The following is a 12,035-nucleotide window of genomic DNA, read 5'->3' as shown; positions in this document are numbered from 1 at the left end:
ACCCTCCAATTTCCAGAAAACTATCTCTATTGCTCCAAATTCGCTATATTTTTACCCACTAATTTTTCCGAAGAGCCGAAATTAATATACCAGATACCTATCAGGGCCAGGGTCACGGGCAGGTTCTCCTGCCAGGGCGCGGTTTGAAAATGCTCATCCATTTCACGGGCACCGTCGAGCAGCGCCTCGAAGTTTTCCATGCCGATATAAATGGCCACCGACAAACCAATCGCAGACCAGAGAGAATATCTCCCCCCTACCCAGTCCCACATCTTGAAAATATTCTCAGCAGCAATGCCGAACTCGCTGGCCGCAGTAATATTATTCGTAACAGCAACAAAGTGCCGGCTAATGGCAGCAGTGTCGACCGACACCGCCGTAATCCACTTGCGGGCCACTGCCGCGTTCGCGAGTGTGTCCTGAGTGGTGAAACTCTTCGAGGAGATAATAAACAATGTTGTCGCCGGGTTGAGCGTACGCAAGGTGTCACTAATGTGACTGGGGTCCACGTTCGAGACAAAATGCACATGAAGGCCGGGCTGACCATAAGGATGCAAGGCCGCCGCGACCATTTTTGGCCCCAGGTCCGAGCCACCCACGCCAAGATTAACGATATCGGTTATCGGCTGACCACTGAAGCCTTTCCATTCACCCGCACGAATGCGCCCGGCAAGTGATCTCATGCGGGCCAATGCCTCTCTCACCTCGGGCATGACATCGACACCGGCCACATAAACCGGCGCATTCGCCTGTTTGCGCAACGCCGTGTGTAATACGGCGCGCTGCTCGGTATGGTTGATCTGCTCACCCCTGAACATGCGATCAATCCAGTCGCTCAAGTCGCACTGCTCGGCCAGTTCATATAACAAGGCCATGGTGTCTTTGGACACCTGGTTTTTTGAATAATCGAGGAGGATATCCCCGAACTGAAGAGAGAAACTGTTGAAACGCTTCGTATCGGCGGCAAACATGTCACGCAATGAATGTGACGCCAGTGACTCCTGATGTTGTTGTAATGCTTTCCATACCGGCATGTCAGTCAAACGACTCATGAATCTTTCCCTGTCAGATAAATCCCGGCATCAAATTACCCAGCCGTTTTTGCCTAACGACCATAGATATCATCAAAACGCACGATGTCGTCTTCACCGAGATAGCCGCCCGTCTGCACCTCGATGATCTCCAGCGGCACTTTGGTCGGGTTCTCCAGACGATGTTTCGTGCCCACGGGGATATAGGTGGATTGGTCTTCATGCAGTTCCACAATCTCATCCCCTCGCGTGACCCTGGCCGTGCCGGTCACGACCACCCAGTGCTCCGCCCGGTGCGCATGCATTTGCAAGGACAAACTGGCACCCGGGTTGACAATAATCCGTTTTACGAGGAAGCGCTCGCCTTCATCAATGCTTTCGTAACTGCCCCATGGCCTGAATACACGCCGATGGTGCAAACGCTCGCTACGTTCTTCCAGCTTCAAGCGTTCAACGATTCGTTTGACGTCCTGCGCTCTATCCCGGGAGGCGACCAGAACCGCGTCCGCCGTTTCGACGATAACATGATCCCGCACACCGATAGCCGCCACCAGACGGCTCTCTGAGCGCACATAGCAATGATGGCTGTCTTCTATCAACACATCACCGCTGACGACATTCGCCTGCTCATCCTGCGCCGAGACTGCCGAAAGAGCCGACCAGGAACCGATGTCGTTCCAGCCGGCATCCAGCGGCACCACGACGGCCCTGGCAGTTTTTTCCATTACCGCGTAATCGATCGAGTCCGCCTGAATACTCATGAAGGCGTCCTCGCCGAGACGCACAAAGTCCATATCGCGTATGGCGGCCGAATACGCATCCCGGCACTTGCCGAGCATCGCCGGCGCATGCTGCGCCAGTTCCGCCAGGTAAGCGGAGGCCTTGAACATAAACATCCCGCTGTTCCAGAAGTAATCGCCCGAGCTCAGGTAGGACGTGGCCGTGGCCAAATCAGGTTTTTCGACAAAGTGTTCTACTGCAAGGCTGCGGCATGGCTGCGACTTGTCATAATGCTCGTTTGCCTTGATATAGCCGTAACCGGTTTCGGGCGCGGTTAGCACAATACCGAAGGTCACCAGCTCGCCTGCCCTGGCGGCGGCACTGGCCACTGCCAGGCTGGCGTGGAAGGCAGAGACATGTTCAATGACGTGATCCGCGGGCAGGACAAGTAACAGGGCATCTTCATCCTGTTCCAGTGCAGCCAGTGCGCCAATGGCAACAGCCGGTGCGGTATTGCGGCCCTCGGGCTCCAGTACTATGGCCTGCGGCACCAGCTGCATTTCGCGCAGTTGCTCAGCCACGAGGAAACGGTGTTCCTCATTACACACGACGATAGGTTGAGCCAATCCATCCAGCCCCTGCAAACGCTCCAGCGTCTCGCGCAGCATGCTGTACTCCGAGACCAACGGCAAAAACTGCTTGGGATAACTTTCCCGCGACAATGGCCACAGGCGACTGCCCGAGCCACCTGAAAGAATAATGGGTATCATTTTTATACGCTCTCAATCAGGCGCGAAAGCGGCCTTCGTTTGCCTTGAACCATTCAAAAGTGGATGCAAGCCCTTCTTCAAGAGAGATCGCATGCTCCCAACCCATCGCTTTTATACGAGAGACATCGAGCAGCTTTCTGGGCGGGCCATCGGGTTTGGAATCATCAAAGATCAATTCACCTTCAAAACCTACGACACGTTTAACCGTTTCCGCCATTTCACGAATCGTGCAATCAGCGCCGGTACCGATATTAATCTGTGAAAGCATCGCCTGCGTATTGGCTTTATAAGTGGCATTATCCAGTTGCAGCACAAACAACGACGCGGCGGCCATATCATCAACGTGCAGGAACTCACGCCTGGCATTACCGGTACCCCACACAACGACCTCTTTGTCTCCGCGCAACCTGGCTTCATGAAAGCGCCGTATCAGCGCCGGGATAACATGCGAGTTTTCCGGGTGGAAATTGTCACCCTGGCCGTAAAGGTTAGTCGGCATCACCGAACGGTAATCCGTGCCATATTGGCGGTTATAAGACTCACACATCTTGATGCCGGCAATCTTGGCCAGCGCATAGGGTTCATTGGTGGATTCAAGCTCGCCGGTTAACAGCGTCTCTTCACGCATCGGCTGTTCGGCATGCCTGGGGTAAATGCAGGAACTCCCCAGGAACAATAAACGCTGTACATTATTGCGGTAGGCAGCGTCGATGACATTCGCCTCGATCATGATATTTTCGTAAATAAACTCGGCCGGGTAGGTATTGTTCGCGTGAATCCCTCCCACCTTGCCTGCAGCCAGGATCACGTACTCGGGTTTTTCCGCGGCGAAGAAGTCCCGCACGGCGGCCTGGTCGCATAAGTCCAGTTCGGCATGCGTGCGGGTAATCACGTTACTGAAACCCTGCGACTCGAGTTGGCGCGTGATCGCAGCGCCCACCAGGCCACGGTGGCCGGCGACATAAATTTTTGCGTCTTTCTTCATACAGGTATTATCAATCACTATTATTTTATTGATGTTGTTTCACTGCTGTCCCGTTAATTCTCTCTCCCTTCGGGATAACCAGCGCCTTGGCTGTCGTCGTTTGACAGCTTAGGCGAATGGTTAGTGGTTCTATCCGAGGGTTAGGGTGAGGGGATTTAGATTCGACGACACATTGTTTTATTTGCACCCTCATCCCGGCCTTCTGATGGAACAACTAGCCATTCGCCAGAATGACGAGAAGCAAACATCTATTTTCAGCCCCATCATTCATGGTAGTCATAGGCCCTGAAACCGTGTTTCGTCACCAGGGCATCGCGCTTGGCGAGTTCCAGGTCATGCTCCATCATTTCATGCACCATTTCATCAAAGGTGATCTTCGGCTCCCAGCCAAGTTTTTCCTTTGCCTTTGACGGGTCACCCAGCAGGGTTTCAACCTCTGTCGGGCGGAAGTAACGCGGGTCAACCGCCACAATGCACTGGCCGGTTTCGGCATCATAACCCTTCTCATCAACGCCATCGCCTTCCCAGCGAATACTCTTGCCAAGATGGCCATAGGCCGTGTTACAGAAATCACGCACCGAATATTGCACGCCGGTGGCAATACAGAAATCCTCCGGCTCGTCCTGTTGCAGCATCAGCCACTGCATCTCGACATAATCCTTGGCATGCCCCCAGTCACGTAGCGCATTCATGTTGCCGAGGTAGACACAGTCCTGCAGACCCAGGCTGATACGCGCCATGGCACGGGTGATCTTGCGGGTCACGAAGGTCTCACCGCGTACCGGTGATTCATGGTTGAAGAGGATACCGTTGCAGGCATACATGCCATACGCTTCGCGGTAGTTCACCGTGATCCAGTAGGCATACAACTTGGCAGCAGCATAAGGCGAACGCGGATAAAACGGCGTGGTTTCCTTCTGCGGGATCTCCTGCACCTCACCGAACAACTCGGAGGTCGATGCCTGGTAATAGCGGGTCTTCTTCTCCAGCCCCGCGATACGGATCGCCTCAAGGATGCGCAGCGCGCCAAGCCCGACCGTATCCGCCGTGTATTCCGGACTCTCGAAGGAAACCGCCACATGACTCTGGGCACCGAGATTGTAGACCTCGTCAGGCTGGACTTCCTGGACAATGCGAATCAGGTTGGTCGAATCACTCAAATCGCCGTAATGCAGGATAAACTGGCGACCCGAGACATGCGGGTCCTGGTAAAGGTGATCGATCCGGTCTGTGTTGAACGACGAGGCGCGGCGCTTGATACCGTGCACCTCGTAACCCTTTTTGAGTAGAAATTCCGCCAGATAGGCCCCGTCCTGCCCCGTCACCCCTGTTATAAGTGCTCGTTTTGTCATTATAAAATCTGCTTCCTGATTACTGTAATCTAACTATTCATACCAAGACCATGAATATTAACATAATATGGGGCATGTCTACCCTATACTCCCTCTCCCTCAGGGAGAGGGTTGGGGTGAGGGGATAAAATACAGCCTAACCGTGAATAAATGCCCTGAACCCAAGCATATTCCCTCATCCTGTCCTTCTCCCGAAGGGAGAAGGGACGCTTCGTTGGAGGGAGAAAGGACGCTCTGTTTACATGCTAGCCCGCCTTTTTAGCCCTGGACGTACCGGCTTCAAGCAGTCCCATATTGCTTTCCCGAATATGCGCGATTTCGTCACGCAGGCGGCCGGCCTCCTCGAACTCGAGGTTCTGCGCATGTTTATACATCTGCTGCTCCATTTCCGCGATCTTCTTCTCAAGTTGCGCCGGTGACATCGCGGCATACTCAATCACATCTTCGGCGACCCGGGCATATTGCCGCGCATTCCCCTTCATGCCGGCAAAACCTGCCTCCATGACATCATGCACGGCCTTTTCCACACTCTTCGGCGTGATGCCATGTTCCTTGTTATAGGCAATCTGCTTCTCGCGGCGTCGCGAGGTCTCCCCCATCGCGCGCTCCATGGACCCGGTGATTTTATCGGCATACAGGATCGCCTTGCCGTGAAGATTACGCGCGGCACGCCCCATGGTCTGGATCAAGGAGCGGTCGGAACGCAGGAAACCTTCCTTGTCGGCATCCAGAATAGCCACCAGTGACACCTCGGGGATATCGAGCCCCTCGCGCAACAGGTTGATACCGACCAGCACATCAAACTCGCCCAGGCGCAGGTCACGCAGGATCTCCATGCGCTCGACCGTCTCAATGTCAGAGTGCAGGTAACGCACCCGTATATCGTGCTCGGCCAGGTAATCAGTGAGGTCTTCCGACATCCGCTTGGTCAGGGTCGTCACCAGCACGCGCTCGCCCTGGGCGATGCGCAGACGCGCCTCGGACAGCAGGTCATCGACCTGCGTCGCCACGGGACGGACCTCGACTTCCGGGTCTATCAGGCCGGTCGGGCGCACGACCTGCTCGATTATCTGGCCGGAGTGTTCCTTTTCATAAGGCCCGGGGGTGGCCGAGACATAGATCGTTTGCGGGATCAGTTTCTCGAACTCATCAAACCGCAACGGCCGGTTATCAAGCGCCGAAGGCAAACGGAAACCATATTCGACCAGGGTGGTCTTCCGCGAACGGTCACCCTTGTACATGCCGCCAACCTGCGGCACGGTGACATGCGACTCGTCGATCACGAGCAAGGCATCTTCGGGCAGATAATCAAAGAAAGTCGGCGGCGCCTGCCCCGGCTCGCGTCCGGAGAGGTAACGTGAATAGTTTTCGATACCCGAGCAATAACCCAGTTCCTGGATCATCTCGATGTCAAAATTGGTGCGCTGCTCGAGACGCTGCGCCTCGACGAGCTTGTCTACCGAGCGCAGTTGCTCAAGACGTTCCTTCAACTCGACCTTGATCTGCTCAATCGCGTCGAGCAGGGTCTGGCGCGGCGTCACATAGTGCGTCTTCGGGTAAATCGTCAGGCGCGGCACGCGGCGCAGCACTTCCCCGGTTAACGGGTCAAAGTAACTGAGCTGCTCGATCTCGTCATCAAACAACTCGATCCGGATCGCCTCGCGATCAGAGTCGGCCGGGAAGACATCGATCACCTCGCCACGCACACGGTAGGTGGCACGGCGTAACTCGGTATCGTTGCGCTTGTATTGCAGTTCAGCAAGGCGGCGCAGCAGGTAGCGCTGCTCAATCGGCTCGCCGCGTACCAGGTGCAGGATCATGCCCAGATAGAGTTTCGGATCACCAAGGCCGTAAATGGCCGAGACCGAGGCGACCACGATCGTATCCTTGCGCTCCATGATGGCCTTGGTCGCCGACAGGCGCATCTGCTCGATGTGTTCGTTGATCGAGGCATCCTTGTCGATAAAGGTGTCCGAACTCGGCACATAGGCCTCGGGCTGGTAGTAGTCGTAATAGGAAACGAAGTACTCCACCGCGTTGTGCGGGAAAAACTCCTTCATCTCGCCATACAACTGCGCGGCCAGGGTCTTGTTCGGCGCCATAATAATCGCCGGGCGCTGTAATTCCTGGATGACATTGGCTATGGTGAAGGTCTTGCCCGAACCGGTCACGCCGAGCAGGGTCATGCCCGCCTCGCCGGCCGACAGGCCATCGATGAGGCCCTCAATCGCGGCCGGTTGATCACCGGCGGGGGTGTAGTTCGATTCAAGTTGGAATGGTCGGGATAACATTGGCTTAATTCATGGTCTTTCGAGGATCAATCCAGTATATTACAGCCGTTTTGTTTTACGTGCTCGTTAATCGGGCCTTACTTGAGCATTTTCTGTGGACATAAAGCTTTCGCAACGCGTACAACGCATTAAACCTTCGCCCACCCTGGCCGTGACCGCGCGCGCCAAGGCCCTGCGTGCAGCCGGCGAAGACATTATTGGTCTCGGCGCCGGGGAACCGGATTTTGACACCCCCGAGCACATCAAGGAAGCCGCCAGGCAGGCCATCCAGCGGGGCGAGACCAAATACACCGCCGTCGACGGCACCGCCGGCCTGAAACAGGCCGTGATCGATAAATTCCAGCGTGACAACGGCCTCAGCTATGCGCCGGAGCAGATCCTGGTCTCGACCGGTGGCAAACAGAGCTTTTACAACCTCGCCCAGGCCCTGCTGGATACCGGCGACGAGGTCATTATCGCGGCCCCTTACTGGGTCTCCTACCCGGATATGGTCCTGCTCGCCGATGCCACGCCGGTGATCATCGAGGCCGGCATCGAACAGCATTTCAAGATCACCCCGGCGCAGCTGGAGGCGGCGATCACGCCCAGAACCCGGCTGGTCGTGCTGAACAGCCCCTCCAACCCGACCGGTGTCGCCTACAGCAAGGCCGAGCTGGCCACCCTCGGCGAGGTGCTGCTGCGTCACCCGCAGCTACTGATCGCCACCGATGACATGTACGAGCATATCCTCTGGACCGAGGAACCGTTTGTGAACATCGTCATGGCCTGTCCGGCGCTGTATGAACGCACTATCGTCCTCAACGGCGTCTCCAAGGCCTATTCAATGACCGGCTGGCGTATCGGCTATGCCGGCGGCCCCGCCGAGCTTATCGGCGCCATGAAGAAAGTGCAGTCACAAAGCACCTCCAATGCCTGCTCCATCGCCCAGGCCGCTGCCCAGGCCGCGCTCGAAGGCCCGCAGGACTGCATTGGTGAAATGGTCGCGGCCTTCAAGCAGCGTCACGATGTGCTCATCGCCGCGCTGAATGAACTGCCCGGCTTTAGCTGCCTGCCTTCAGATGGCACCTTCTACGCCTTTCCTGACGTCCATGAGGCCATGCAGAAACTGGGCAGCGAGGACGACGTCGCCTTTGCCGAGACCCTGCTCACCGAGGCCGGCGTCGCCCTGGTGCCAGGTTCCGCCTTCGGTGCCCCCGGCTATGTGCGCCTCTCCTATGCCACGAGCATGGACAACCTGACTAATGCTGTCAGCCGTATCAGTGATCGACTGAAGGCATAATAAGCCAATTCGTACACCATCCCCTTCCCGACTAACGTAGTCTGAAACTGCCCATGGACGGGCTCTTCACATGGAATGGGAGGTGGATATGGATATCCCCACTTTTTTTCACCAGCGTGGCCTCACACTGCTGGAGCTAATGAGCACCATGAGCATCGCCGCCGTGCTCACCACCACGGCAATTCCGGCCTTCACCGGGCTCGTGCAACGTAATCACCTCACCACTGAAATCAACACGTTTATCTCCCACCTGCACTATGCGCGCAGCGAAGCCGTCAAGCGCGGCCATCGTGTCGTCATGTGCCGCAGCCCCGACGGCGTGAACTGTGGCCTCACAGAGGGCTGGCACAAGGGCTGGATCACCTTCGCCGACACCAATGCCAACCGCGAGCGGGACGCCGGAGAAAGCCTGCTACGCCTCGAGAGCGGCAAGGACAACGGCATTACCATCACCTCAGGGCGACGCCGCAAAGTCGTTTACCAGGCCACCGGCTTCTCCCCCGGCACCAATGGCACCTACACCTTCTGCGACCCCGATCACCCCGAATGGACCAAGGCCGTGATCCTCTCGAATTCAGGTCGTACCCGGCTGTCCGAAACCGCCCCCGACGGCGGCCCCCTGAATTGCGGTTAATCTTTATCCCCTCATCCTAGAGTTTTTCCCCTCTCCCTCAGGGAGAGGGTTAGGGTGAGGGGATAAAATACCCAGACCATAGGTCAGATTAGACATGTGGAACATGGCGTAATCCGACGTGCCCATGTAAAACCTGCTGTCGGATTCACTTCAAAACCCCTGCGGGTTTTATCAAGTATTTCCTACGCTCCGCTACGGTCACGTCGTTTCCACTCCTAATTCGACCTACATATGGAATTCTGAGGCATCCTAAGTAATCCGACAATAGAACCTCTTCTATCTCATCCCCGGCGTTAACTCTGGAAAATACCAGGCCTCGACATGCTCCGGGATCTCCCAGGTTAAATCAGAACGTGATGAGGTTTCACTCAACAGCCCGTCTTCCTTGAGTTGCGCAAGTAAGCGCCTGGCCGAGCGTTCGGCCATGCCTTCACACAGACTGATCGCCCGTGCACGGGAGATCGCCCCTTCCACAAAAGCGCTATATAAAACATTCACCGCAACCGCTTTAAGCCCGGCGTAGCCGGGTACCCGATTATCATTACGGGCCTGCACATAGGCCGCCATGCGATCGCGCATGTTCTTCAAGCTCAACAGGCGGCTAATGTAGTGAACCTGATCCTGTGCGGTGTCCAACATGAACTCACAAAAGGCCAGTAATGACGTCTCGCTTAACACTCCTCGCCCATCAAGGTTGCCCTGCCGTACACTGTCGGCATTGGCCAGTGCGGCTTTATACTGCACAGACGCACGGGCAAGTCCTCGGCTTAGGCACCACACCCCGCTGCTCTTCATATCGATGGCGCGTAACGCCGCATCGGTAAACAAACGGTTCACGCGACCGTTCCCATCTGAGAACGGATGCACCCAGGCAAGCCGATGATGCGCACACATGATCGCGATGATCTTGCGATCTCCCCGGTACCGGTCTGGATGATAAACCTGGCACAACCTTTCCATCAGGGCGGCAACATGATGTTGATCAGGTGCGATATGTTGCCCAACACGGACCTCATGCTCGCGCCAGGCACCGGGAACCACCGTTCTCACCTCGTCATCATTGATGTCCTTGATCTGGTGCAGTGAGGCCGGGATCTGCGCATAGAACTCACGGTGGATGGCCTGGATGAAGGCCGGTGTGAACAAGGTATCCAGGCTCGCGGCCTGATCGGCGATCCATTCCTGCACATGGATATGCGCCAGTGACTCCATCTGCAGATCCCGCGCCGTCTGATCCCGAGAGAACGCCCCCGCCTGTGCCTGACGAATATCATGCGGCCGGGTATTGTTCCCCTCAATCAGGTTCGAGTAATACGAGTTGATCACCGCCATGTGCCGGGTGATCGTCTGGCGCGTCTTGTCTGCCAGCTGGCCGGTAAGCTCGGCGGCTGCCACCATCAGTGCTGTCGCCTTATCCGGCACGGAAGAACCTGCCAGGGCGGCATCTGATGGTATATAAGGTGTAAAATCCGGGGTCGTATTCTTCATACACCCATTTTGGCCGGTTTTATGGCCTGTTTCAAGGTATTTATCTAACTGTTTTATATGTATTTGTGGTTATTTTTAGACGTGATTATGGCCGCTTTATTGGCCAGTTCAGGTATAAACCCGCCGCTATAGGCTATGCGTCGACAGTAAACCCCTGCCCGCTCGCAGTCAGTATCCGTCCAAAAACACCCCGTCATTATGGCGAAATAGAACCCGTCGGATTAGACATGTAGAACATGGCGTAATCCGACGTGCCCATCCTGAAACCTACTAAGCGAATCAATATGAAACAAGCAATGCCTGATTGAAGCCCCCTCACCCCAACCCTCTCCCGGAGGGAGAGGGAGTTAAAGCATTCATGACGAAGTAGCAGGGCCAAGGTGAGGGAATAAACCACTCGTCATTCCGAATGCCGGAATCCAGTAGGTCGGATTAGACATGCGGAACATGGCGTGACCGTAGCGGAGCGTAGGAAATGCTTAATGAACCCATAGGGTTCTAAAGTAAAGTAAATCCGACGTGCCCATGCCGAAACTCTCTCAGATGTTAGAGCCTCCTCAAAACCCGGGGCGGTTCAATCCGACCTACCTGTGGGGTTAGGCCAAGATCTCGAGACCTTTTCTGTCTACGATATTAAGTAGCTTAAGTGATGCACTACTAGGTTTCTTTGCGCCACTTTCCCACTTTTGTATTGTTGATGCACTCGTATTTAGATAGACAGCGAAAACACCTTGGCTCGCTTTATTCTTAAGGCGAATATTTCGTATTTGTCTGGCGCTATAAGTTTTTACAGGAGGCAGGCACAAAGCATCAAACTCACGCATAGTCTTGGCATCTAATACCTCTGCCTCATGCAAGCCCTTTGCTGTACTGTACACTGTTTCAAGAATTGACTTCTTCATCACACTCTACCTCTATAAATTCTTTAGCATCAATCGCCTTTGCAAGGCCCTGGGTACTATATCCTAGTAACTGCTCAGCCAGCATCTTCAATGCTCTTAATTCCTTCTTACTGATATTTGCCCTCTGATTCTTAGAGAACCCATACATGAAGAAAGCAATATCATCCAGTTTTGTGGCGATAAGCGTTCTAAAGCCGCTGCTTTTCCCTCTGCCTTGTCTGGCAATCCGTTTCTTATAGACATTGCCACCCAGGTTCGCCTCGAACAATCCTTCTTCCATTTCCGATATAGCATCACATAGCATTTCATTAGTAACGCCTTCATCATCTACCCAGCCTGAAAATAGCTTTGTTTTTATTATTCGCATTGATCGTCCTGATGTGCTTTTAGAAACTATAGCACTAAGTGCTATAGTTTGCCATATTGAGTGTTGCTCAAATTATTTGAATTGATTGTAACTAATTGTTTTTTAATGGTTGTTAGTAAAATTCGGTAATTTCTGGTTTCTAGGAGTCTGTCGGATTTAACCGGCAAAGCCGGTAGAATATGCGTATACAAACAATAACGGAACAAAACTACCATG

Annotated in this window: 10 protein-coding genes; 2 read left to right on the top strand and 8 right to left on the bottom strand. The window is 54.7% G+C overall.

The features are described 5' to 3' along the window. Positions 1-26: 26 nt before the first annotated feature. The 5 genes from RQ738_RS11750 to uvrB form a co-directional block, all read right to left on the bottom strand. The gene (locus tag RQ738_RS11750) at positions 27-1,052 is read right to left on the bottom strand and encodes a hypothetical protein (RefSeq protein ID WP_314165415.1); all 1,026 of its coding nucleotides are present in this window, start codon (positions 1,050-1,052) and stop codon (positions 27-29) included. 53 nt (positions 1,053-1,105) lie between these two features. Further along, complete coding sequence (locus RQ738_RS11745; RefSeq protein WP_314165414.1) at positions 1,106-2,521, bottom strand: mannose-1-phosphate guanylyltransferase/mannose-6-phosphate isomerase; 1,416 nt, start codon at positions 2,519-2,521, stop codon at positions 1,106-1,108. Between the two features lie 16 nt (positions 2,522-2,537). Next, the gene (locus RQ738_RS11740) at positions 2,538-3,506 is read right to left on the bottom strand and encodes a GDP-L-fucose synthase (protein ID WP_314165412.1); all 969 of its coding nucleotides are present in this window, start codon (positions 3,504-3,506) and stop codon (positions 2,538-2,540) included. Positions 3,507-3,769: 263 nt separating this feature from the next. Then, positions 3,770-4,858, bottom strand: a complete 1,089-nt coding sequence (gene gmd / locus RQ738_RS11735; protein WP_314165411.1) for a GDP-mannose 4,6-dehydratase — start codon at positions 4,856-4,858, stop codon at positions 3,770-3,772. A 245-nt stretch (positions 4,859-5,103) separates the two neighbouring features. Next, complete coding sequence (uvrB, locus tag RQ738_RS11730) at positions 5,104-7,149, bottom strand: excinuclease ABC subunit UvrB (protein ID WP_314165410.1); 2,046 nt, start codon at positions 7,147-7,149, stop codon at positions 5,104-5,106. A 94-nt stretch (positions 7,150-7,243) separates the two neighbouring features. Between uvrB and RQ738_RS11725 the strand changes: the two genes are divergently transcribed. Together RQ738_RS11725 and RQ738_RS11720 are read left to right on the top strand one after the other, a co-directional pair. Next, complete coding sequence (locus RQ738_RS11725) at positions 7,244-8,428, top strand: pyridoxal phosphate-dependent aminotransferase (RefSeq protein WP_314165409.1); 1,185 nt, start codon at positions 7,244-7,246, stop codon at positions 8,426-8,428. Between the two features lie 88 nt (positions 8,429-8,516). Then, complete coding sequence (locus RQ738_RS11720; protein ID WP_314165408.1) at positions 8,517-9,062, top strand: GspH/FimT family pseudopilin; 546 nt, start codon at positions 8,517-8,519, stop codon at positions 9,060-9,062. A 276-nt stretch (positions 9,063-9,338) separates the two neighbouring features. On the opposite strand, the gene RQ738_RS11715 is transcribed toward RQ738_RS11720, so the two are convergent. The 3 genes from RQ738_RS11715 to RQ738_RS11705 all read right to left on the bottom strand — a co-directional run bounded on the left by RQ738_RS11715 (position 9,339) and on the right by RQ738_RS11705 (position 11,819). Beyond that, entirely contained in the window at positions 9,339-10,550 is a 1,212-nt protein-coding gene (locus RQ738_RS11715) for a Fic family protein (protein WP_314165406.1), read from the bottom strand. 596 nt (positions 10,551-11,146) lie between these two features. Further along, positions 11,147-11,452 carry a DNA-binding transcriptional regulator gene (locus RQ738_RS11710; protein WP_314165405.1) on the bottom strand — a complete coding sequence of 102 codons (306 nt, stop codon included), beginning with the start codon at positions 11,450-11,452 and terminating at the stop codon, positions 11,147-11,149. Then, positions 11,433-11,819 (bottom strand): type II toxin-antitoxin system RelE/ParE family toxin, encoded by a 387-nt coding sequence (locus RQ738_RS11705; protein ID WP_314165404.1) that lies wholly within the window; start codon positions 11,817-11,819, stop codon positions 11,433-11,435. Before RQ738_RS11705 ends, RQ738_RS11710 begins: the two co-directional genes overlap by 20 nt. Positions 11,820-12,035 lie beyond the last annotated feature (216 nt).

It is taken from the genome of Sulfuriflexus sp., assembly GCF_032250955.1.
Classification (GTDB): domain Bacteria; phylum Pseudomonadota; class Gammaproteobacteria; order AKS1; family AKS1; genus Sulfuriflexus.
This window is presented reverse-complemented; position numbering and strand designations above follow the sequence as displayed.